Raw genomic sequence first — 23,628 nt, forward strand, 5'->3', positions numbered from 1 at the left:
CATGACCGATACGGTCCTCCGCCCTTCCGCCGAGGCTCCCGCCCACGGCATCTCCTTCGGGGAGGCCGCCCGCGTCTGGGCCCGGGTGGCGGCGCTCAGCTTCGGCGGGCCCGCCGGGCAGATCGCGGTGATGCACCGCATCGTGGTGGAGGAGAAGCGCTGGATCGGGGAGGAGCGGTTCCTGCACGCCCTGAACTACTGCATGCTGCTGCCCGGGCCGGAGGCGCAGCAACTGGCGGTCTACATCGGCTGGCTGCTGCACAAGACGCGGGGCGGCCTGGTCGCCGGCACCCTGTTCGTGCTGCCGGGCTTTCTCTCCATCCTGGCGCTAAGCTGGGTCTATGTCCTGCTGGGCTCGGTCGACGCCGTGGCCGGCCTGTTCTTCGGCCTGAAGTCGGCCGTGCTGGCCGTGGTGCTGCAGGCGGTGGTGCGCGTGAGCTCCCGCGCCCTGAAGAACCGGGCCATGGTGGTGCTGGCCGCAGTCGCGTTCGTGGCCATCTTCGTGGCGCAGGTGCCGTTCCCCCTCATCGTGCTGGGGGCCGGGCTCATCGGCTTCGCCGGCGGCAAGGTGGGGCACCCGGCCTTCAAGGGGGGCAAGGGACATGGGGCCGCTGGTGGCGAGGCGGTGCCGGACCGGGGGACGGCGCTGGGTGAGGAGATGCCGGCCCACGCCCATCCGTCCCTGTCCTGGTCCCTGATGATTTCCGGCGCCTGCCTGGCCCTGTGGCTCATTCCGGTCGCATTGCTGCTCCTGCTGCTGGGCCCGGACGATGTGTTCAGCCGCATCGGCGTGTTCTTCTCGCAGATGGCCGTCGTCACCTTCGGCGGCGCCTACGCGGTGCTGGCCTACGTCGCCCAGCAGGCGGTGGACACCTATCACTGGCTGGCGCCGGGAGAGATGCTGGACGGCCTGGGCATGGCGGAAACGACGCCCGGCCCCCTGATCATGGTGCTGGAGTTCGTGGGCTTCCTGGCCGCGTTCCGGTCGCCGGGCGCCCTGCCGCCGCTGCTGGCCGGCACGCTGGCGGCGGTGCTGACCACCTGGGTGACCTTCGTGCCCTGCTTCCTGTGGATTTTCCTGGGTGCGCCCTTCATCGAGAAACTGCGTGGCAACCGTGCCGGCTCCGCCACCCTGACGGCGATCACCGCCGCCGTGGTGGGGGTGATCCTCAACCTCGCCGTCTGGTTCGCCCTGCACGCCCTGTTCCGGGAGGTGGCGGATGTCCAGGCGCTGGGCCTGGTGCTGGAGATCCCGGTGCTGGCCAGCGTGAACGTCGTCGCCCTGCTGCTGACCACGGCGGCCATCGTCGCCGTGTTCCGCTTCAAGGTCGGGATGATCCCGGTGCTGGCCGCCTGTTCCCTGGCCGGCCTGGCGCTGCGTCTGGCCGGCGTCGCCTGACCGGCCTCAGGTCTTCGAGTGCTCGTGCGTGTGCCGGTGGTGCAGGTCCGGATAGTGCGGATGCCGGTGCACCATGGGCGCATGGCGGTGGACGTGGGAATGGGGCTCGCTCACCGAGACGCCCGGCCCGTGATCATGCTGGTGATGTTCGTCGTGCACGTGGACGTGCTCATGTTCCATCTCCTCATGCGCGTGTTCATGGTCATGGTGCTCGACCAAGTGCAGGTAGAGCCCGATGCCCATCAGGACGGCCGCCGCCAGCAGGCGATAGGTCAGCGGTTCGCTGAACAGGATGATGGCCAGGATGGCGCCGATGAACGGGGCCATGGAGAAATAGGCGCCGGTCCGCGCCGTGCCCAGGTGGCGCAGGCCCAGGACGAACAGGACCAGGCTGAGGCCGTAGCCGAAGAAGCCGACCACGGCCGCTCCGCCGATGACTGCCAGGGACGGCAGGGTGGCGCCTTGCGACAGGGCCAAGGCCAGGTTGACCGATCCAGCCACCAGCCCCTTGGTCATGGCGATCTGCACCGGGTCTGCCGAACTGAGCTTGCGGGTCAGGTTGTTGTCCACCCCCCAGGCCAAGCAGGCCCCGGCAACGGCCAGGGCGCCCCAGCCCACGCCCTCCGGCCCGCCCTGCCAAGACAGCAGCAGCGCCCCTACCAGAATCGCCAGTGCGCCCAGCAGCAGGCGTCGGTCGACGTTCTCATGAAAGGCCAGCCAGGCGATGCCCATGGTGGCCAGGCCTTCCAGGTTCAGCAGCAGGGCGGCGCTGGAGGCGGGGGTACGGGTCAGGCCCACCATCAGCAGCACGGGGCCGATCACACCACCGGCCAGCACGACGGCGCCCAGCCACGGCAGGTCGCTCCGGCGCAGGGGGGCCTCCGGCGCCTCGATGCCCAGGAAGCGCCGCGCCAGATGCACAATGCCCAGCCCCAGGCCGGACCCCAGATACAGCAGGCCCGCCAGCAGCCAGGGATCGGAGTGCCCCAGCAGAAGCTTGGCCAGCGGCGTGCTGGCGCCGAACAGCGCAGCCGAGGTCAGGGCGAGCGGAACGCCCGGCCAGGCGGCGGATCGATGAAGGGCCATGGCCCTTACTCCCAAGCGGGTTACGCGGACAGCAGGTGTTCAGCCAATGCCACGTGCAACCTAACCCCGGTCGCCATGATGTCGTCGTTAAAATCGTATTGCGGATGGTGCAGAGGGGCGGATCCGCTCTCCCGCCCCTGACCCAGCCAGAGATAGGCACCCTTGCACGCCTGCAGCATGAAGGCGAAGTCCTCGGAGGTGAAGGCCGGTTCAGGCGCCAGGATGACTTGGGGGCAGACGCTCGCGGCCACGGCCAATGCCTCCGCCGCGGCATCGGCATCGTTGATGGTGGCAGGATAATAGCGGTCATAGATGACCGTAACCCGCGTGCCGCTGGCGATGGCCACGCCCTCCGCCACTTGGCGCAGGGCCGCCTCGATCCGGTCCTGTACGGCTGGATCGAAGCTGCGCACCGTGCCGACGACCGTGACCGTGGCGGGCAGGACGTTATGCGCATGGCCGCCGTTGATCTGGGTGACCGACAGCACAGCATTGGCCATGGGCGGGATGCGGCGGGCGATGATGGTGTTCAACTGGCCCACCAGGTCGCTGGCCGCCAGGATCGCATCGGGTGTCTGGTGGGGCAGGGCGGCGTGGCCACCGCGCCCTTCCAGGCGGATCTCGAACTTGTCGGCGGCGGCCATGATGGGCCCTGGCCGCGTGGCCGCGGTGCCGGCGGGAAGGTCCGGCCAGTTATGCAGGGCGAAGACGCGATCGCAGGGGAAACGCTGGAACAATCCGTCCTGCACCATGGCCCGCGCGCCGCCCTGGCCTTCCTCGGCCGGCTGGAAAATGAAGTGGACGGTACCGTCGAAGCGGCGGGTACCCGCCAGGTGGCGGGCGGCGCCCAGCAGCATGGAGACATGACCGTCGTGCCCGCAGCCATGGAAGGCGCCGGTATGGCGGCTTTGATAGGGCAGGCCAGTCTGCTCATGGATGGGCAAGGCGTCCATGTCGGCCCGCAGACCGACGCGGCGGTCTGACCCACCGGCCTTGAGCACGCCCACCACGCCGGTGCCGCCGATACCGGTGTGGACCTCCATGCCTAGGTCTTCCAGCGCCGCCGCGATGCGGGCGGCCGTGCGGTGCTCGGCGAAGCCCAGTTCGGGATGGGCATGCAGATCGCGCCGGAAGGCGATCAGCGGTTCAATGAGATCGTCGATTTCCGGCATGGCGTTTCTCCGGCGGCGGCTATCCCCCATGGCCGGCTATTCGCGCTCGAACAGGCCCTGGATGGGGTAGTGTTGTTTGATGAAGGGGGTCTTTATGACGATGTAGCTGAAGTATTTTTCAATGCCGAAATCACCCTCCAACATGCCTTCGATGATGGACTGGTAATGAGTGACGCCGGTGGTGATGAACTTCAGCAGGTAGTCGTAGCCGCCGCTGACCAGGTGGCATTCCACGATCTCGTCAATCTTGCGGATCTTGGATTCGAAGCGGGAGAAGTCGCCGCTGCGATGCTCCGACAACGTCACCTCGGTGAAAACCGTCATGAAGTCGCCCAGCTTCTGATAATTGATCTGGGCCCCGTAACCCGTGATGTACCCGGCCTTTTCCAGCCGCTTCACCCGCGCCAGACAGGGGCTGGGCGACAACCCCACGGCGTCGGCCAGCTCCACATTGGTGATGCGGCCGCTCTGCTGAAGCTGCACCAGGATGTTCAGGTCGATACGGTCTAGTTTGGGGCCGAGCGTCATGTTCCGATGGGATCTCCTGTCCCGGGCAATGGAAATTACTCAGCCCTGACGCCAACCGGGCGCGGCCGGGCCTACCATCAGCTTACACCGTTCGGGGGCCCAATTGCCCGCCAACTATTTATCATGAAAGCACCGCCCGGACGTCCGGCTGGTCAAGTATCCCGTCGAGTGTCCGCCGTATACGCGCAAAAATCAGATCCATTTCATCTTCCGTGCAGCACAAGGCCGGGGCCAGCCCCAGTATCCCGTCACCGAACGCGCGGAAAATGACACCGTTGCGATAGCCTTCGGCGAACAGCCGGTCGGGAATTTTCAGTGCCGCGTCGAATCTCGTTTTGGATGTCTTGTCGGTGACCAATTCAATTGCGCCCAGAAGGCCTTGGCCACGTACGTCGCCAACCAGGGGATGATCGGCCAGACCGTCCAGCCCGGCCTTGAACCGCCCGGCCACATGCTGGCCATTGGCCAGGATGCCGCCCTCGGTGTAGAGGCGCAGGACTTCCAGCCCGATGGCGGCGCTGACCGGATGGCCGGAGTAGGTGTAGCCGTGGCCGATGGGTAGGTCGGGCGCCGCCCCGTCGGCGATGCCCTGGTACACGGCATCCGACATCAGGACCGCGCCCATGGGTGCGTAGCCGGCCGTCAGGCCCTTGGCCACGGTCATCAGGTCGGGGCTGACGTCCTCATGCTCGCAGGCGAACATCGGGCCGGTGCGACCGAAGCCGGTGATGACCTCATCCGCCACGAACAGGATGCCCAACTCGGCGCAGGTGTCGCGCATGGCTTTCAGCCAGCCCTTGGGCGGCACGATGACGCCACCCGATCCTTGGATGGGTTCGCAGAAGAAGGCCGCCACGGTGTCCGCGCCCAACTCGGCCACCTTGGCGCGCAGGTCGGCCACGGACCGTGCGATCACCGCCGTCGGTTCCTCGCCCACCGGGCTGCGATAAGGATAGGGGGACGGTATGTGATGCTGCCAGCGCAACGGGACGTCGAAGTTGCGGTGGAAGTTGGCCAGCGCCGTCAGGCCTGAACTCATGGCGGAAGAGCCGTGATAGCCCCGCTCCAGGGCGATGAACTGCTTCTTCTCCGGTTTGCCCAGGGCGTTGAAATAATGGATGACGTAGCGGATGGCGCTGTCCACCGCGTCCGACCCGCCCAGGGTGAAATAGACGTGGGTCAGCGACGGCGGCGCCAGTTCCACCAGGCGCTGGGCCAGGCGCACCGCCGGCTCCGACCCGAAGTGGAAATAGCCGGTGGCGTAGGGTAGGCGGCGGATCTGCTCGGCCGCGACCTCGGCGATGCTCTCCTGTCCATAGCCGACATTGACGCACCACAGGCCGGCGAAGGCGTCCAGCAGTTCGCGGCCGTCCATGTCGGTCACGTACATGCCCCGGCCGCTTCGCAGAAGGGTGGCCCCACGTGCCTCATGGCCACGGAAGGAGGTGACGGGATGGATCAGATAGTCGCGATCGACATCCACGAGGGAACGGTTGCGCTTCAGCATCGGCCTCTGGCTCGTCAGGGGGTCCATGAGGGGAAGCCTAGCCGACGCCGGGTGGTGGTATGCGCCGTGTTGGCGGTCTGGGGGATGCGCCGCGACCCTTCTCGCGGGTCGCGGCAGCACAAAATGCCGCGTCAGCGCAGCGCCTCGGCGATGGCCTTGCCGCACTCCCCGGTGCCGGCCTTGCCCTTCAGGTCGGCGGTGCGCAGGCCGGGTTCCTTCAACACCGTTTCGATGGCGGCCATGATGGCCTTGGCGGCGTCGGTTTCCCCCAGATGCTCCAGCATCATGGCGGCCGACCATATCTGGCCCACGGGATTGGCTATGCCCTTGCCCGCGATGTCGGGGGCGGAGCCATGCACCGGCTCGAACAGCGAGGGGTGGACGCCGTCCGGATTGATGTTGCCCGATGGCGCCACGCCGATGGTGCCGGTGCAGGCGGGCCCGAGGTCCGACAGGATGTCGCCAAACAGGTTGGATGCCACCACCACGTCGAAACGGTCGGGGTTCAGCACGAACTGCGCCGTCAGGATGTCGATGTGGTACTTGTCCCAGCGCACGTCGGGATAGTGGGCCGCCATCGCCTCCACCCGCTGGTCCCAGAAGGGCATGGTGATGGCGATGCCGTTGGACTTGGTGGCGGAGGTCAGGTGCCGGTTGGGGCGGCGGTTGGCCAGGTCGAAGGCGTAGCGCAGCACGCGGTCGACGCCGAAGCGGGTCATGACCGTCTCCTGGATCACGACCTCGCGCTCCGTGCCGGCGAACATATGGCCGCCGACGGAGGAATACTCGCCCTCGGTGTTTTCCCGCACGATCCAGAAATCGATACTGCCAGGCTCACGACCCGACAGGGGCGAGGGCACGCCGGGCAGCAGGCGGGCGGGACGCAGGTTGACGTACTGGTCGTATTCCCGGCGGAACTGCAGCAGCGATCCCCAAAGGGAGACATGGTCCGGCACCGTTTCCGGCCAGCCGACGGCGCCGAAGAAAAGGGCGTCGGGCGTGCCGATGCGCTCCTTCCAATCCTCCGGCATCATGCGGCCGTGCCGGGCGTAGTAATCGCAGGAGGCGAAGTCGTGCCAGCGCTGCTCCAGCGTGAAGCCGTACAGGCTGGCCGCCCGTTCCAGCACGCGGATGCCCTCCGGCACCACTTCCTTGCCGATGCCGTCACCGGGGATGACGGCGATGGCGTAGCTGCGCTCGGTCTTGGTCATGACAGGGCTCCCAGCTTGAGGCCGCCGATGTGGAAGGCCTTGTGCTCAAGGTACTCTTCAATGCCCGCCTGGCCACCCTCGCGACCCAGGCCGGACTGCTTGACGCCGCCGAAGGGCGACATCTCCATGGCGATGGATCCGGTGTTCAGCGCCACCATGCCGGCCTCCAGCCGTTCGGACACGCGGAAGGCCCGGTGTAGGTCGTTGGTATAGAAATAGCTGGCCAGGCCATAGGGCGTGGCGTTGGCCAGGGCGACCGCCTCATCCTCGCCGTGGAACCGGAACAACGGCGCTACGGGCCCGAAGGTTTCCTCGTGCGCCAGGCGCATGTCCGGTGTGGCGCCCGTCAGCACCACCGGGGCCGCGAACCGGCTGATGTCACCGTCGTTGTCGGCCTGGGCGGCGACGCGGGCGCCGTGGGCCAGGGCGTCCTCGACATGGTCGCGCACTTTGCGCACGGCGGCGGCGTTGATCAGGGGGCCGATGGTGGTGCCGGCGGCCATGCCGGGCCCCACGCGCAGGGCCGTGACCGCCCGGCCCAGTCGTTCGGCAAAGGCGTCATGGATGCCGGCCTGCACCAGGATGCGGTTGGGGCATACGCAGGTCTGGCCGGCATTGCGGAACTTGGCGGCCATGGCGCCGGCCACGGCCTGGTCCAGGTCGGCGTCGTCGAAGACGATAAGGGGCGCGTTGCCGCCCAGCTCCAGGCTCAGGCGCTTCACCGTGTCGGCACATTGCCGCATCAGCAGGGCGCCGACACGGGTGGACCCGGTGAAGGATAGCTTGCGTACCAGCGGGTTCGCCGTCAGCTCCCGACCGATGGCGTCCGGCATGCCGGTGACGACGTTCAGCACGCCAGCCGGAACGCCCGCCCGTTCGGCGAGCACGGCCAGCGCCAGGGCGGTGAAGGGCGTCAGGTCGGACGGCTTGATCACCACGGTGCAGCCGGCCGCCAGGGCCGGCGCGCATTTGCGGGTGATCATAGCAGCGGGGAAGTTCCAGGGGGTGATGATGGCGCAGACGCCAACCGCCTCCTTGCGCACCAGGATGCGGCGGTCAGCTTCCGGCGCCGGAACTTCATAGCCCTGAACCCGCCGGCCTTCCTCCGCGAACCACCTCACGAAGGAGGCGGCGTAGCGCACCTCACCGGCCGCTTCGGCCAGGGGCTTGCCCTGCTCCGCCGTCATGATGCGGGCCAAGTCGTCGACATGTTCCAGGATCAGCGCGTGCCAACGCGCCAGAATATCGCAGCGCTGTCCGGCGGTGCGGGCGCGCCAGGGTCCGTGCGCCGCCGCCGCCGCGTCGATGGCGGCGCGGGTGTCGTCCTCATTGCAATCGGGCGCCGTGCCCAGGGGCCGGCCGGTCGCGGGATCGGTGACGGTGATGGTTCGGTCGGTGGACGACGGGCGCCAGGCGCCGCCAATGAAGGCCAGGCCCGGCAGCAGCGCCGGGTCCTTCAGGTCAAGCATGGTCATGGGAAGCCCTCTTGGGGTGGGGCGCTGTCAGCCGAGCGCCTGGCTGGCCAGCGCGAAGGTGTGCACGTCCACGTCCGGCGGGGCCAGGGGCCCGCGCGCCATGCGGGTCACCCGGCCGACACAGGGCAGGCCCAGGTCGTCCAGCCAGGCGGCCAGGTCGTCGTCGCCCGGGATGTCGACGCGGGAGAACATGCCGGCGTTGGATCCCAGCCAGTGGGAGATCAGGGTCTTGGCCCCCTCCGCATCCGGGGCCACCACCGGGCCGATGACGTAGCCGCGGCCGAAGCGGCGGAACAGGGCGAAGCCGATCGCCCGGCTGTCCCGGTCCAGCACCACCCCGTGGGCGGCCTTGCGCAGCTCCGCGAACAGGCTGGCGCGGTCCATGCCGCAGGCCCGGCGATCCAGGGCGACGATGGCGTCATGGTCGCTGCTACTCAGCGGCCGCACCCGCTCATTCGGGCGCAGGCTGGGGATGGGGACGGAAAACGCCGCCCCCTGGTGCTGCCGGATCTCACCAAAGGCGGTGAAGCCCAGGCGGGTGTAGAGGGGCAGGCCCTCGGTCGTGGCGTTCAGCACGATGGTGCGATCGCCCAGCCGCGCCATCATCGCGTCCATCAATTGGCGGCCGATACCCGCACCTTGCTTTTCCCCGGCGACGATGACCATGCCCAGCGTGGCGACCTCGGGGCCGTAGGGCCAGCCCATGATGGTGCCGACGATGGCCCCGTTCTCCTCCACCACGATGCCCATGCCGGCCCGTAGCATGAAATCCCAATCCTCAATTCGATGCGGCCATTGCAGCTTGCGGGAAAGCGCATGCGCTTGGGGCAGGTCATCCGCCGTCATGTCCCGCAGTTTCACCAGGAGATCGGTACGTCTTTCCATCGGCCATCTTCTCGTTGGCTTCCCCGGGGAATCCCGGTGCGTTCTTGGCGGTCGATGTCGGCATGATATGCCGAAGGATGCGGTCGACCCTGTCAATCGTGCACAGACTATAAGGGCGGCGGCGGAGCATTCGATGCCGCCTTGCGCGTCAAATCAGAAGATTATGGCGCGCGCGGTTCGATCCGATCCCGCCAAATGCCGGCATTGGCACCCCTGTCACGGGCTGACGGCCGATTGGCGGCCGCGTTGGAGATGCTGCAACGCCTGCCCGTCATGGTGGCACAGCAGTTCGTTGCCACCACCCAGAACGATACGGGGCGGGGGCAGGCGGTCGCACAAGCCCTCAACCCGGGCGGCGCATCGCGGCAGGAAGCGGCACAGATTCGCACTCTGGGCGGTGGCCAGGGGCGGCGGAGTCGCCGCCATTTCCTTCTCCTCCAGCCAGCCCCGGCGCATTTCCGGAACCGACCCGATCAGCAAATCGGTGTAGGGGTGGACGGGAGCGTCGCCGAAGCCGTTGCGCGGCCCCATCTCCACCTTCTGGCCGGCGTACAGCACCGCGATGTCGTCGCAGATGGCGCGGACGGTGGAGATGTCGTGGCTGATGAACAGGTAGGACAGGTCCAGTTCACGCCGCAGCTCGGCCAGCAAATCCAGGATGGCGGCGCCGACCACTGTGTCCAGCGCCGACGTCACCTCGTCGCACAGGATAAGGTGGGGATCGGCCGCCAGGGCCCTGGCCAGGTTCACGCGCTGCTTTTGGCCGCCGGACAGCTCGCCACAGTGCCGGTCGGCAAGACCTGCGGGCAGTTGGGTCAGGTCCAGCAGTTCGGCCACACGGCGGTTCCGCGCCCGGCCGTCCATGCCATGATAGAAGGCCAGGGGCCGGCCCAGGATGCGGGACACGGTATGGGCGGGGTTCAGCGCGGTATCCGCGTTCTGGAAGACCAGTTGGATGCGCTGGAACTGTTCCCGGGTTCGGCCCGACAATGTGGGGGCCAGGGGTTGTCCCTGGAACAGCACTTGACCGCTGGCGGGCGCCACCAGGCCGGCGATGACCCGGGCCAGCGTGGACTTTCCGGAACCGGATTCGCCAATGACACCCAGCGTCGTGCCCTTGGTGATGGATAGGGTGACGTCGCGCAGGACCGGGATCTTGGGCACGCCCGCTTCCACCCGGCCATAGCCCGCCGTCAGGCCGCGTACCTCCAGAAGCGGGGGCGCCTGCTGGGGGGCGGGGCGGTGGGGCCTGGCCTGCGTCGAGGGACGTGCCGCCGCCATGAGGGTGCGGGTATAGATGTCGGCGGGTTTCTCCAGCACCTGGCTGGCGTCACCGGCCTCGCGCACCCGACCCCGTTGCAGCACCACGATGCGGTCCGCGACCTGCGCCACGACTGCCAGATCGTGCGAAACGTACAGCGCCGTGGCGCCCTGTTGGCGCACCACCCGCTTGAAGGCGCGCAGCACGTCGATTTGGGTGGTGACGTCCAGGGCGGTGGTCGGTTCGTCCAGGATCACCAGCTCCGGATCCGTCATCAGGGCCATTGCGGCCATCAGCCGCTGCAATTGCCCGCCCGACAGCTGGTGGACATAGCGCCCGCCGATGGCTTCCGGCTCGGGCAGGGCCAGGGCGCGGAACAGGCCCATGGCCTTGGCCTCGGCCGCCGGCCGGGATATCAGGCCGCGCCCCACCGCCGCCTCCACCACCTGGTCCATGATGGTGCGCGACGGGTTGAAGGCGGAAGCGGCGCTTTGCGCCACATAGGCGATCCGGTTGCCGCGCACGGTGCGCAACTGCGACGCGTCCAGGGTCAAGATTTCCGTGTCGCCCACCCGCACGCCTCCGCCCGCGAGGCGGCAGCCCCCCCTGGCATAGCCCATCAAGGCCAGGGCGATGCTGGTCTTGCCCGACCCGGATTCCCCAATCAGCGCCAGCACCTGCCCCTTGGGGATGGTGAAGTCCACATCGTTGACGATGGGCGTTTCCTGGCCGCCAGCGGCTGGCGCGGTAATCCGCAGGCCTGAAACCTGGACATGATCCTGCGCGGCGCCCATCTCAACGCCCCCCAGTAATGCGCCGGCCGCGCCCCGGCAGGGCGTCGATCAGCAGGTTGACGCCGATGGTCAGCGTGGCGATGGCCATGGCCGGCGCCAGGATGGCCAGAGCGCCGTCGCCCAGGCCGGAGATATTCTCCCGGACCAGTGAGCCCAAGTCGGCGTTGGGCGGCTGCACGCCCAGGCCCAGGAAGCTCAAGCCTGAGAGCAGCAGTACAATGAAAACGAAGCGCAGGCCGAAATCCGCCAGTACGGGATGGATCATGTTGGGCATGATTTCCGCGGCGGCGATGTACAGCCGGCCCTCGCCTCGGGCGTAGGCCACCTGCACGTAGTCCATCTGATTTAGATTGATGGCCAAGGCCCGGGCGATACGGAAGGCCCCCGGGGTGTAGGTTGCCGCCGCGATCAGCAGCAGCAAGGTCAGGGACGACCCGAAGGCGGCGACCAGCACCAGGGCGAACACCTTGCTGGGAATGGATATCAGAGTGTCCATGAAACGGCTGATCACCTCATCGACCCAACGGGGGCAGACGGTGGCGGTCAACGCCAAGCCGGCGCCGGTCGCGCTGGCCAGCAAGGCGGAGGCCAGGGCCAGGCCGACCGTGTATTGGGCCCCGGAAAGCAGGCGGCTCAGCACGTCGCGGCCCAGATAGTCACTGCCCAGCCAGTGCTGGGCGCTCATGCTGTCGAAAACCTCCGGCGAGACGAAGGCGCCCACGTCATAGGGGGCCAGCAGGGGCCCGGCGGCGCCCAGGACCAGCCACAGGACGACCAGCGCCAAGCCCACCCGCCCCGATGTGGGCAGACCGGACAACCAGTGCCGAACCCGGCTCGCGGCTGTGGACGCCGGTTTCAACATGCTTTCCTCGCGCAAGGGGACGGTGGGGGTCATTGGCCGCGCAGCCTCGGGTTGGCCAGAATGGCGCAGACGTCGGCCGCCAGCATCAGCAACAGGTAGGCCACGCAGAAGATCATGGCGCATGCCTGCAGCAGGGGCATGTCACGGCTTGTGACGGCGTTGACCATCAGGCTGGCGATGCCGGGATAATTGAAGATCGTCTCGACGATGACGGCACCACCCAGCAGGTAGGATAGGCTGAGCGCCATGGCGTTGACGATGGGGGCCACGGCGTTGGGCAGCACATGGACCAGCACGACGCGCGAGGGGGACAACCCCTTCAACAGCGCCATCTCCACATAAGGACGGCTCAACTGGTCGATGACGGCCGCGCGGGTCATGCGCGCCATCTGCGCCACGGTCACGCAGGCCAGGGTCATCACCGGCATGGCATATCCGCGCAGCATCTCCGCCCAGCCAATTCCCTCGCGCACCACGGTGATGGACGGCAGCCACCGCAGTGTGACGGAAAAGACCAGGACGGCGATGGTCGCCACCAGGAATTCCGGCACCGCCACCATGCCCAGGGTCATCAGGTTCAAGGCCCGGTCCAGTCCCGTGTCGCGGTAAAGGGCCGACAGGATGCCAATGGCCAGGGCCAGCGGAATGGCGACGGCGGCGGTGAGGCCGGCCAGCGTCAGTGAATTGGGCAGGCGTCCGGCGATGACCTGGCCGACCGGCATGTTCGCCACCAGCGACTGGCCGGGATCGCCCTTGATCATGCCGCCCAGCCAGCGCACATAGCGCAGGTGTGCCGGCTGGTCCAGACCCATCTGGTGGCGCAGGGCGGCCACGGCCTCCGGCGTGGCGCTTTGTCCCAGCGTCTCTTCCGCGGCGTCGCCGGGCAGCAGCGCGCTTATGGTGAAGACCACCAGGGACACCAACAGCAAGGTCAGCAGCGCCGATCCCAGCCTGCGCAGGATCAGGCGACCGGCCGCGGCGATGCCGCTGCGATTTCTTGGGGAGCCATGGGCCACGGGTCAGCCCTCCCACCAGACATGTTCTGCGAAGGAATAGCCCATAAGACCGCCGATGGGGATGGAGCCCAGCCCTTTCAAGCGCTGGTCATATCCGTCCAGCGAACTGATGAAGACCGGAATGCCGACGCCGCAATGGTCATGCACCAGTACCTGCATGTCGCCGTACATCTGGCGCCGGCGCGCCTCGTCCCGTTCGCCACGCGCCGCTAGCAGCAATTGGTCGAACTGCTCATTCCGCCAGCCGGATTCGTTCCACGGCGCGTCCGACTTGTAGAACAGGCTGAACAGCATGTCCGCCGTGGGCCGCGGGTTGGTATTGCCGAAGCCCAGCGGGTGCTTCATCCAGTGGGTAGACCAGTAGCCGTCGGCCGGCACCCGGTTAACCGCCAGGTGCAGCCCCGCTTGGGCTGCGAATTCCTGCAGCATCGAGGCCATGTCCACCGATCCATCGGCGGCCGGCGAGGCGTAGACAGGCAGCCGCGCCCCCGCCAGGCCCGCCTTGCGCAGATGGAAGCCGGCGCGATCCGGGTCGTAGGGCCGCTGTGGCAGATCGGCCAGGTAATAGGGACTGCCGGGCGGGATTGGCTGGTCGTTGGCGATGGTGGCGTAGTTGCGGTACAGCGTGCGGCGGACGAGTTCGCGGTTGAACAGGAACTTCATGGCCAGCACGAAATCCGGATCCCGTGTGGGCAGGGCGTCCTGCCGCATGATCAGATTGGTGTACAGGCCGGATTTGGTTTCCAGCACGCGGTGGCCGAGCGACGCCTCGATACGGCGGGCGGAGCGGGGGTTCACCGCGTTGACCAGGTGGACATCGCCTGACAGTAGGGCGTTGACGCGCGACACCTCATCCGGAATGCCGAGCAGCTCGATCCCGTCCAAATAAGGTCTGCCCTCGACCCAGTAGTTTTCGTTGCGCGCGGCGATGGTCGCGATGCCGGGTTGGAAGGAGGTGCAGCGATAGGGCCCGGTGCCGATGGCCTGGCGAAAGTCGGCGGTGCCGTCCTGCACGATCAGGAAGTGCGAGTCCGCCAGGATGGCCGGCAGGTCGGCGTTGGGGCCGGTCAGTTCGATCGTCACCTCGTTGGAGCCGGAGACGGTGACGCGCCTGAACTGGTCCGCGATGGTCCTGACCTTCGATGCTGTGGCCGGGTCCTGGTGCCGCATCAGGGAATAGACCACGTCCTGCGGTGACAGCGGCTTGCCATCATGAAAAGTCACGCCCGTGCGCAGGACGGCCCGCCATAGGATCCGGTCGTCGCTTTCCAGCGTCTCCGCCAGGGCGGGTTCCGCTGACAGGTCCGCGCGGTATCGCGTCAGGCCGCTGTAGAACATGTAGTGGCGGGCGTAGTCGGTTGACAGGGCGCCCTTGGCCGGATCTAGCGTATCGGCCGTGGAGCTGGACATGCCGGCCACGCGGATGCGGCCACCTCGCTGGGGCAGCGCCGGGTCCTGACCGGCCCCGAACGCCGGTCCGCCCGCCGTCAGACCCGCTGCCAGCATCCCGCCCATGAGGTGCCGCCGCGTGATCAGGGATGTGGTCGCACGGGCCGTCAATGCAGGATGTCCTGGACGCGGTAATAGGCGCCCACCAGCGGAAGGAACCAGGGCTTGCCGAGGTGCCCCGGGATGCTGGGCCAATCCAGGTCCGCCCAGGGGTTGGCCTGGGGCCGGCCCATCATCACCTCGGCCATGCGCTCCCCCATGTAGGTCGCCATCTGCACGCCATGGCCGCTGTAGCCCATCGAGTAATACAGGCCGTCATGCTGGCCGGCGCGGGGCAGGCGGTCGGCGGTCAGGTCGACCATGCCGCCCCAGCAATAGTCGATGCGCGTTCCCGCCAGTTCGGGGAAGGTCTGGCCCAGCGTCGCCTCCAGGATGCGCCCGCTCTTGAGGTCGGACAGGGGATTGGAAACGGCGAACCGCGCCCGCCCGCCGAAGACCAGGCGGTTGTCGGTGGTGGTCCGGAAGTAGTTGCCGATATTCTTGCTGGTGACGTAGTTGCGCCGCCTGGGGAACAGCCGGTCCAGCAGCGCCGGGTCCAACGGCTGGGTGACGATGATGAAGCTGCCGACGGAAACGATGCGGCGGCGGAACCATTGCAGTGGGCGCAGGGCGCCCCCGGTGCCGCCGCCGCCCGTGGCGATCAGAACCTGGTCGGCGACGATCTCGCCCCGGGGCGTCACCACCCGCCAGCCGCCGCCGGGGCGGCGTAGGATGTCGACCGCCGGGGTGTGTTCATGAATGCGGGCGCCCGCCCGGGCGGCAGCGTGGGCTATTCCCACCCCGAACTTGCCGACGTGCAGCTGGGCGCTGGTCGTCTGGATCAGGCCACCGTGGAAGGCGGCGGAGCCGATCTCGTCCCCGATGCGGCCGGGCGCCACCAACTCCACATCGGTGTCGATTTCCGCCCGCAACACGTCGTATGCCCTGGCCAGCTTCTCGAAATGCTCGGGCTTGGCCGCCAGCTTGAGACGGCCGGGACGGCGGAAATCACAGTCGATATCATTCTCGCGCGCCAGCCGTTCCACCGTGTCCACGGCCGCGACATGGGCGCGGTAGTAGGCGCCGGCGCGATCCCGGCCCAGCTTGGCGGACAGGGCGGCGTAATCGTGCGCCAGGCCATTGTTGCAATGGCCCCCATTGCGTCCCGACGCCGCCCCGATGGCACGGTCCGCCTCCAGCGCGGTGACGGACACACCCTGTTGGCTGAGCGCCAGGGCGGCGGAGAGGCCGGTGAAGCCGGCGCCGATGATGGCGACGTCCGTGCGGTTGTCCAGGCCGCCGTCCGCGCCGCCGGTGAAGGGGGGCGCGGTGTCCAGCCAGTAGGAGCAGGTCTTGGGTCCGGTCATGGAAGTCAGGGCCCGATGAGTGCGGCCACCAAGGCGCCGTGGCGGTTGACGGTGACTTTTGGGGGCCGGAACGCGATCATGCGACGTCTTTCCTTTTGGGATGCCATGATTTGGCTGTTCGGCTCCGGCGTGGGCCCAGTCGAAGGGAAGGGTTCGGCCTTGCCGGCCGGCACCGCTTTCCACATTCCATGCGCACCCTGTCCGGTGACCATTCTTGTGAACCCATTAGGCCACAGGCCGATAAGAACATGTCCTTAAACTGCCCCGGGCCGGCGCAGGATTCCGCCTTTTGCCCATTGCATTCAGCATAGTTTGCTGCGGCGCGGGAAAGGCGGGCGGCGTCAATATCCGAGATCGCGCCGGATCAGGCCCTGCATAGGAATGCCGGCTTGATGACGCCGGATATTGTCCAGTAGGGCCTGACCGCCGGTGTCGGCTGTGGTCATGCTGGCGACGTGTGGTGTCAGGAGAATCTTGGGATGGCGCCAGAATGGATGAGTGGCGGGCGGTGGTTCGCTGTTCAGCACATCCAGCACGGCACCGGCCAGCCGACCGCCATCCAAGGCATCCAGCAAGTCGCTCTCGATCAGGTGTCCGCCCCGGCCAGCGTTGATCAGCCCTGCACCTTCGGGCAGCTGGTCGAAGGTCTCGCGGCATAATATGCCACGCGTCTCCGGCGTCAGCGGCAGCAGGCAGATCAGGATATCGCATTGCGCCAGGAAGTCCGGCAACTGCTCGCGTCCGGCGTAGCAGTCCACGCCGGCAATGGTATGCGGGGTTCGGCTCCATCCCAGTAAAGGGAAGCCGAAGGCGCTCAGTCGGGCTAGTACCGCCTGCCCCAGCACACCCAGACCCATGACGCCCACCCGCCGCTTGGCTGGCGGCACAAGACGGGCAGGTTGCCATCGGCCCTGGCGCTGGTCGCTGATGTAGTCGATCACCCGGCGGTGCAGGGCCAAGGTCGCGAATACCGCATATTCGACCATGCCTTCGGTCAGGCCAGCCTCAACCATGCGCACCACGGCAACGGACTGCGGCACCTGTGACAGGTCAAGCTGGTCAACGCCGGCACCGATGGAGAATAGAACCTCCAGGTTGGGCAAGGCCGCAAAGATGTCGGCGGCTGGCGCCCAGGCCGCGAGGTAGCGTATGGCTGCCGGATCCCCCATCTCCGGCCAAAGGTGAAAGCCGATGTCGGGGGCGTGGTCCGCAAACAGGGCCTGCCAAGCGCGGCCACGGTCAGACTCGGACTTGTAGAGGACGCTCATGACCGCACCTTCTGGATTGCGGTGACAGGGGATGGCGCTCCGGCCATGCGGCGCCGACGGTTGCGGGCCTTCGCCAACGCCAGGTGCAGCCACAGGGCCGGACCCGTGATCGCCAGCATCGCCAGCGAGAGGCCGGCGAACAAGGCAAACCCGAATCCGGCGGCGCCCGCGATTCCTCCGGTATGGATGGGCAGGGCGACCACCCAGGCGTCGGTATTCCGGTCAGCGGGCACGGACAGGGTCTCGTGCCCGGACATCAGATCGATGGTCACTTGGTGCACCGCCACGGGGCCGTACTCCGGCGCTCGGAAGTACACATCCAAAAGGTCGGCGCCCCGCGAACGCAGATCGCGAACGGGGTGGCCGGGGAAGCGCGCACGGGCCAGCGCCAGCGCCCCATCCCAATCGCTCATTGTCGCTAGGGTCGCCGTAGGCGATGGGGATGGAGCGGCCAGCACCATGGGTACCGCCAGGGTCAAGCCCGTCAGCGCGCTGATGGCGATGACGACGGCCGCGACCGCGCCCAGGATGCGATGGCCTTGCCGCAGAATCATGCGTGCCGGTTGGCTCCAGTGGATGGTCAGGCTTTGGCGCCAGCGTCCGGGGCGGGGCCACCAGTGTGCGAGGCCCGCCAGCGTCACCATCAACGTGGCGAGACCAACCAGGATGATGACGGCCGTGCCCGGCCTGCCCGTCAGCATCTGGTCGTGCAGCCGGAGTAACGCGATGGCTGGAAAACGCCAGACGGATCCATCCCGCAGAATTCCGGCCGACTTCGGGTCAAGCGCGACATAGCGGGCGCAGCTATCGGGGTCGGTCAAATGGGCCAGGTAGGGGGCATCCGCCTGGCTGGGGAAGTCCAGCCGGCGCAACGTGGCGTTGGGATGCGCGGTGGCGAGAACCGCCTGCAGGCGTCTCAGCCGCACGGTGTCGGCGGCGGCACCATCCGTGGTTTGAGGGAGCGGCTCTTTCGTGTCCAAGCGAGGGCTCAGGGTATCCTGGAACAGCAGCAGGAGACCTGACGCCGCCTGGATCAGGATGAAAACCGCGGCGATCAGGCCGCAGTATTTATGCAGTTGATAAAGGGCGCGCTTGGAAATCACGAGGTCCTCCCGGCCCAAGGCGGCCACCCGGGGGCGCTGGCGGGCCGGGAGGGTCGCGGAATGGCGGCAGGGGCCGCCCTGTCGAGCCCTATCCCCGGAGGGATAGGGCGCCCTCGGGTCAGAACTTGTAGCGGACCCGTGCCTTGAACGTGCGTGGCGCGCCAGGCTGTACCCATAGCGCCGCGTAGCTGTTCGCGTACCACGTTTTATCGAACAGATTGTTGATTTCGCCGCTGAGCTCGATGTCGTCAGTCAAATGGACGGATCCCATCAACCGCACCAGCGTGTAGGCGGGCAGGGTGAAGGTCGTGCCGGTCTCCCCCAGCCGCTTGTCGACGTAGTTGACCCCGATGCCGACGTTGGCGGGCTTTTCCATCACGGAGAAGTCTTTGAACAGGATCAGGTTGCCGCTCAGTTCGGGAATGTTGATCAGTGGATCGCCCGTGGCCACGACCTTGCCGAAGTCGGGGTCGAGAACCGATGACGTCGAATAGGCGTCGACATAGGCGAAGCTGCCCAGCAACCGAAAATCATAGGGCAGCTTGGCACTGACGTCGAACTCGACACCCTTGCTTTCCGCGGTGCCGATGGCGATCACGTAGCCCGAGTGCACGGGATCGGCCGTGATGATGTTGTCCTTGCTCATCTTGAACAGGGCGATGGAACTGGTAATCCCCTGGTCCGGTGACACGTATTTTGCGCCGACCTCGTAAGATTCCGTTCTCTCGGGCGCGAAGGGCGTTCCGTAATAATCTTGCCCGGTATTCGCACGGAACCCTTGCCCGTAGCTGAAATAAACCGAGATTGACTTGGTGGGCTCATAGACGATGCCGACCTGCGGGCTGAAGGAATCCGGATTCTGACGTGTCGTCACATTCGTCGCCCGGGTCAGGATCGACTGCGAAAAGTCATCGTAACGCGCGCCCAGACGCAGCTTGATGCTGTCGGTGACATCGATCTGATCCTGCACGTAGGCGCCGGTGGTCTTGTCGCGCTCGTACTGATTAAAGACTAGGCTGGTGGTGGCGGGCAGCAAGCTCGCCGGCGTGTAGATGGGATTGTAGATGTCGATGGCGTTCTGCTGGGCGAATGTCGGATGTGTCGACAGGGCGGGCGGCCGCGACCGCGTCTGGAAGTTGTTGAATTTGAAGTCGTCGTAGTCGGCGCCCACCAGCACGTGGTGCGTGATGCCGAAGGTGTCGAACTGCCCGTTGATTTCGCCACGCAGGACCAGATCCTTGGTGTCGTAGCTGGTGTAGCGGCGCTGCCGGGAGAGCGTGCGGCCATCGGTGAAGAACGGCTGGCGGGATGTGACCAGTTCCGGCGTCTCACCGTAGCCGGTAAGGTCGGTGGTGCGATAGCCCGCCCCCAGCAAGACTCCCCACTTGTCGTTGAAGTCATGCTGCAACTGCAGTTGGTGGCCATAATCGTTGGTCTTGGTCGGCCCATCGGCTGGCTCGCCCAGGAAACGGGAAATGGGGATGACGCCGAGTTTGCCGTTGACCGCCACGACACCGCGGTCGAACGGGATCTCCTGATGCGTGTACGCGAACTGATAGGATACGCTGGTATTGTCGTTGAGGAACCACAGGATCGAGGGCGATACGGTTTCCTTCCTGGCGTGAACCGTGTCGCGGAAGCTGTCCTCGTCCTCGAAGGCGCCGTTCATACGGACGGCCAACCGCCTGCTGAGCGGGGTGGTATAGTCCGCCTCCCCTCGGAAATGACTATAGCTTCCACCTTCGAGCATGACGCTGCCCTCCGGCGTGAACTGCGGCTGCTTCGTGATGATGTTGACGGTGCCGCCTGGCTCGCCACGGCCGAACAGGGCGGATGTCGGGCCTTTCAAGACATCGATCCGTTCCACGCCGGAGACATCCCGGGGGCCGCCGAATCCCCGACCATAGTTGAAACCGTTGACGAGGAATCCGCTGGGAACATTGATATCGCCGGCGAAGCCTCGAACGGCGAAACCGTCCCACAGGCCGCCATAGCTGTTTTGCCGGGCCACGCCGCTGACCAAATCCAGGGCGTCGGCGAGGCGGGTGATGCCAACTTCCTGCAGCGTGGCGCCGCTTAACGTCTGAACATTTTGCGGTACGTCCTTGGCCGGCACGGTACCGACATATTGCTGCTTTTGCGCTGTGACCGTGATTTCCTCAAGGGTGTCGCCGGTGGCCGGGGCCTGGTCTTCCGCAGCGTGGGCCACGGGCTGGAGCATCAGGTAAGCCGCGGTCGCGGCACAAAAGAATCGAATACCGGAATGGCCCTTCATTTTCTCGCCCCCTGTTCTGATTTTAATGTGAAGGCTCCCTAGGGATTTTTTTGTAAAATCTCCCGCTTCGCGACGAATGTGCGCCGCGGCGTAAGATGTCAGAAGAGTGGACCCAACTTTCGCCCGTTTTATTAGGAATGATGGTGCCTGATCTTTCGGGAATCTTTGTTCGAAGACCAGGTTGTTTTCAGGGGGAAATATTGCGGCATCTTGCGAAACAGATGAATCTGCCGGCTCCTGATGGCAGACGTCATCACACCTATTCGGCGTGGGGCCTGAACAAATCCCCGTAAAATCCGACGGTCTTCACGGTCACTGTGACAGGAACATCGCTGCGGTTATGCCAATACCAGCCGTGCGTGCCCTCGAAAGGGGCGGTCAGGTCGCCCTGTGCGGCCGAAAGCTCCTTTTCCTTCCAGTAGCTGGTGAACTCGTCACCGGCATTCACCCGTTCGCCATGCATGTCCACCTTCACGGGCGCGCTCGCTTCCCAGCGGAAGATGAAATGATCGCCCTCCCGCATGTGGGCCTTGATCTCGGCGCCGGTGTGGGGCGCCAGGGTCAGGGTCATTTCATCGCTGCGCAGGGCCGTCGTCTTTTCGATCATGGCCCGGTTGGGAATGGGGATGCCGGTCGGTGCCTGGGACGGGGCCGTCACCCCCCTTTCGGTCTGGCTCATTCGGGTCAGGCCGATGGTGGAACCGATCCCGGTCAGGTCGATGCCGCGTTCGGCCGGCAGCACGAACAGGGTCAGGATCAGGGCCGCGGCCACGCCCGCCCCCGCTGTCGCCTTGGTCAGGGTGCCGCGGGCGACCACGTATTGGTCCATGGAAGGGCTCGCCATGTCAGGCTCCTTGCTGGAAATAGCCCGCCAGCTGATAGCCGGTCAGCACGAAGCCGGCGGCCATAAGGGCGGCGTTGGCCAGGACGACGCTGTGCCGGAAGTTCTCGGTCTGGCGCCATAGGCTCATCAGGATGAGGATGACGCTCAGCGCCAGGAACTGACCGATCTCCACACCCACGTTGAAGCTGACCAGGTTGGGGATCAGCCCCTCATGGGACAGCGCCAGTTCCTGCAGTTTGGTCGCCAGGCCGAAGCCATGGAAAAAGCCGAAGACCAGGACGGCGGCGCGGGGATTGGGCGTGAAGCCCAGCACGGTCTTGAAGGCTCCCAGGTTGTCCAGGGCCTTGTAGACCACTGACAGGCCGATGATGGCATCCACCAGGTAGGCATTGGCCCGCACGTCGGTCAGCACGCCCAGCAACAGCGTCGTGCTGTGGCCGATGGCGAACAGGGTGACGTAGCGGCCCACGTCCTTCAGCCGGTACAGCAGAAAGATGACGCCGACCAGGAACAGCAGATGATCATAGCCGGTGACCATGTGCTTGGCGCCCAGATAGATGTAGGGGACGATGTTGACGCCGTCGGCGCCGGTGATGAAGGCTTTGTCGGCGTCCGAAACGCCGTGGGCCCGGGCGGCCGTGGCGGTAAGGGCCGTGACAAGGGCGGCCAGCACAGCCAGCCGGCTCAACGCCTTGGCCGTGCGTGGGGTCGATGTGGAAAGCGGGCCTGCTGCCTGCATCGAGGCCCCCTTAGTTGATGGTGAAGGTGGTGCCCAGGCTGGTTTTCGTCGCGGTGTCGACGACCTGGACGGCGACCTGGGACTTGGCCGGGATGGTGGCGCCAGGCGCGTCGAAGCGGTTGCCGTCGGCGGGCTTCAGCGCCACCACCTGCGTCTTGCCGCCGGTTGTGATGCTGATCTGCCCCGTCATGGCGGTGGCCGCCACCGGTTCGTCATCATCGGTGACGTACAGAGCCACGGCGCCGGCCTTGTTCACCAGTTCGAACACTGTTTCGCCAGCCATCAGCACCACGCCGCCGTGCTGCGGCTTGGTGTTGCCATGCGCCAGGGCGGGCTGGGTGGCGGCCAGCGCCAGGGCGACCAGGGCTGGGCTCAGGAACTTTGGGAGGGTCATGGCGGGGCCTTTCAAAGAGGGGGCCGGGTTCATTCCGGCGCGTGCTGCAGCAGGAAGGACAGCGTGGCCCCAAGCTCGATTTCGTCGTATTTCTTCGGATCGTCCGTGGGGGCCTTATAGACCGCCTCGATCACGTTCAGGCCCTGGTTGCGCACCGGCAGGGTGACGGTGCCGTCGGCGGCCGTCTTCATCGGGGTGGCGTCGGGGTCGTTAACCAAGTCGTTGATGACCGACACGCCGGCGATTGGCTTGCCCTTGTACAGGACCCTGTAGGTCATGGGCGTGCCCAGCTTTTCCGGTATGGGGCCGACCGGGACGATCTGCAGTACCTGTCCCGGCAGGGCGGGAATGGGCTTCTCCAGCGGGCCGCGAACGCCCACCGTGTATTTGATGGTCTTTTCCGAATAGAAGGCGTTCGGCATTTCCTCCCGCGTCTTCTTCTCGAACTCCTCGCCCTTCATCCGCGACCAGATGCCGTTCTGCAGGACGGCGGCCACCAGGGTCGGGCGCTGCTCGGTGTCCAGGACCACCAGGGGGCCAGCCACGCGCAGCTTGGCCTCGATTGGCTGGTAATTGGCGTCATAGGCGGCAATGCCTTCGAAGCCCGGCAGACGCTTCACGGAATCCAGGTCGTCGGCGCCAACACCGTAGATCAAGGCTAACTGGCGGGCATGTTCGGCATACCAGATGGCGTGGGCGCCGGCGGGGCCGGACAAGAGGGCGCTGGTGAGCGCGGCGAGGGCGACGGGCTTGAAACGACGCATTATCGATCCCCTGTTTATGTTTTGACCCAGCACGCCTTTTGATGGCGGTCCCGTTCTTTTTAAGAAGGCTAACACCCCGGATTGGCGGGATGGCACCGATTGCGGGGGGCTTGGCGGCAGAAAACCATCCCGGGCCGGCGGGCGGACGGCCGATTGTGCTTTGGGTTTAACGGATGCGCCGGCGGATGGC

20 protein-coding genes are annotated in these 23,628 nt (G+C 66.5%); 1 reads left to right on the forward strand and 19 read right to left on the reverse strand.

Features of this window, described 5'->3' with window-relative positions:
* Position 1: 1 nt before the first annotated feature.
* Positions 2–1,399, forward strand: coding sequence for a chromate efflux transporter (chrA, locus tag FBZ87_RS25885; protein ID WP_145613467.1), 1,398 nt, complete (start codon positions 2–4; stop codon positions 1,397–1,399).
* A gap of 6 nt (positions 1,400–1,405) precedes the next feature.
* On the opposite strand, the gene FBZ87_RS25890 is transcribed toward chrA, so the two are convergent.
* The 19 genes from FBZ87_RS25890 to FBZ87_RS25980 form a co-directional block, all read right to left on the reverse strand.
* Positions 1,406–2,485: a DMT family transporter gene (locus tag FBZ87_RS25890; protein WP_145613468.1), complete on the reverse strand. Its 1,080-nt coding sequence runs from the start codon at positions 2,483–2,485 to the stop codon at positions 1,406–1,408.
* Positions 2,486–2,505: 20 nt separating this feature from the next.
* Entirely contained in the window at positions 2,506–3,657 is a 1,152-nt protein-coding gene (locus FBZ87_RS25895) for a M20 aminoacylase family protein (RefSeq protein ID WP_145613469.1), read from the reverse strand.
* 36 nt (positions 3,658–3,693) lie between these two features.
* Positions 3,694–4,185: an Lrp/AsnC family transcriptional regulator gene (locus FBZ87_RS25900; protein WP_044559651.1), complete on the reverse strand. Its 492-nt coding sequence runs from the start codon at positions 4,183–4,185 to the stop codon at positions 3,694–3,696.
* 121 nt (positions 4,186–4,306) lie between these two features.
* On the reverse strand, positions 4,307–5,719 hold the full coding sequence (locus tag FBZ87_RS25905; protein WP_246134608.1) for an aspartate aminotransferase family protein: 1,413 nt from the start codon (positions 5,717–5,719) through the stop codon (positions 4,307–4,309).
* Between the two features lie 104 nt (positions 5,720–5,823).
* A complete protein-coding gene (locus tag FBZ87_RS25910; RefSeq protein WP_145613470.1) occupies positions 5,824–6,903 on the reverse strand; it encodes a tartrate dehydrogenase in 1,080 nt (359 codons plus the stop codon).
* On the reverse strand, positions 6,900–8,372 hold the full coding sequence (locus FBZ87_RS25915) for an NAD-dependent succinate-semialdehyde dehydrogenase (RefSeq protein WP_425465741.1): 1,473 nt from the start codon (positions 8,370–8,372) through the stop codon (positions 6,900–6,902). The genes FBZ87_RS25910 and FBZ87_RS25915 overlap by 4 nt, the downstream gene beginning before the upstream one ends.
* Before the next feature lie 33 nt (positions 8,373–8,405).
* A complete protein-coding gene (locus FBZ87_RS25920) occupies positions 8,406–9,263 on the reverse strand; it encodes a GNAT family N-acetyltransferase (protein ID WP_145613472.1) in 858 nt (285 codons plus the stop codon).
* Between the two features lie 216 nt (positions 9,264–9,479).
* Positions 9,480–11,318, reverse strand: coding sequence for an ABC transporter ATP-binding protein (locus FBZ87_RS25925; RefSeq protein WP_145613473.1), 1,839 nt, complete (start codon positions 11,316–11,318; stop codon positions 9,480–9,482).
* 1 nt (position 11,319) lies between these two features.
* Positions 11,320–12,213, reverse strand: a complete 894-nt coding sequence (locus FBZ87_RS25930; protein WP_145613474.1) for an ABC transporter permease — start codon at positions 12,211–12,213, stop codon at positions 11,320–11,322.
* The gene (locus tag FBZ87_RS25935) at positions 12,210–13,196 is read right to left on the reverse strand and encodes an ABC transporter permease (protein WP_246134609.1); all 987 of its coding nucleotides are present in this window, start codon (positions 13,194–13,196) and stop codon (positions 12,210–12,212) included. Before FBZ87_RS25935 ends, FBZ87_RS25930 begins: the two co-directional genes overlap by 4 nt.
* A 3-nt stretch (positions 13,197–13,199) precedes the next feature.
* Entirely contained in the window at positions 13,200–14,756 is a 1,557-nt protein-coding gene (locus tag FBZ87_RS25940; RefSeq protein ID WP_246134610.1) for an ABC transporter substrate-binding protein, read from the reverse strand.
* Positions 14,753–16,051, reverse strand: a complete 1,299-nt coding sequence (locus FBZ87_RS25945) for an NAD(P)/FAD-dependent oxidoreductase (protein WP_145613475.1) — start codon at positions 16,049–16,051, stop codon at positions 14,753–14,755. Before FBZ87_RS25945 ends, FBZ87_RS25940 begins: the two co-directional genes overlap by 4 nt.
* 341 nt (positions 16,052–16,392) lie before the next feature.
* Positions 16,393–17,319: a 2-hydroxyacid dehydrogenase gene (locus tag FBZ87_RS25950; protein ID WP_145613476.1), complete on the reverse strand. Its 927-nt coding sequence runs from the start codon at positions 17,317–17,319 to the stop codon at positions 16,393–16,395.
* Positions 17,316–18,422 (reverse strand): PepSY-associated TM helix domain-containing protein, encoded by a 1,107-nt coding sequence (locus FBZ87_RS25955; RefSeq protein ID WP_186454985.1) that lies wholly within the window; start codon positions 18,420–18,422, stop codon positions 17,316–17,318. The genes FBZ87_RS25950 and FBZ87_RS25955 overlap by 4 nt, the downstream gene beginning before the upstream one ends.
* A 118-nt stretch (positions 18,423–18,540) precedes the next feature.
* A complete protein-coding gene (locus FBZ87_RS25960) occupies positions 18,541–20,697 on the reverse strand; it encodes a TonB-dependent siderophore receptor (RefSeq protein ID WP_145613478.1) in 2,157 nt (718 codons plus the stop codon).
* Positions 20,698–20,956: 259 nt separating this feature from the next.
* Positions 20,957–21,541: a hypothetical protein gene (locus FBZ87_RS25965; RefSeq protein ID WP_246134611.1), complete on the reverse strand. Its 585-nt coding sequence runs from the start codon at positions 21,539–21,541 to the stop codon at positions 20,957–20,959.
* A 1-nt stretch (position 21,542) separates the two neighbouring features.
* Positions 21,543–22,280 (reverse strand): HupE/UreJ family protein, encoded by a 738-nt coding sequence (locus FBZ87_RS25970; protein ID WP_145613479.1) that lies wholly within the window; start codon positions 22,278–22,280, stop codon positions 21,543–21,545.
* Positions 22,281–22,290: 10 nt separating this feature from the next.
* Positions 22,291–22,674, reverse strand: coding sequence for a hypothetical protein (locus FBZ87_RS25975; protein WP_145613480.1), 384 nt, complete (start codon positions 22,672–22,674; stop codon positions 22,291–22,293).
* A gap of 29 nt (positions 22,675–22,703) precedes the next feature.
* Positions 22,704–23,438 carry a DUF4198 domain-containing protein gene (locus FBZ87_RS25980; RefSeq protein ID WP_145613481.1) on the reverse strand — a complete coding sequence of 245 codons (735 nt, stop codon included), beginning with the start codon at positions 23,436–23,438 and terminating at the stop codon, positions 22,704–22,706.
* Positions 23,439–23,628 lie beyond the last annotated feature (190 nt).

The sequence above is a fragment of the Nitrospirillum amazonense genome (assembly GCF_007828035.1).
Lineage (GTDB): Bacteria > Pseudomonadota > Alphaproteobacteria > Azospirillales > Azospirillaceae > Nitrospirillum > Nitrospirillum amazonense.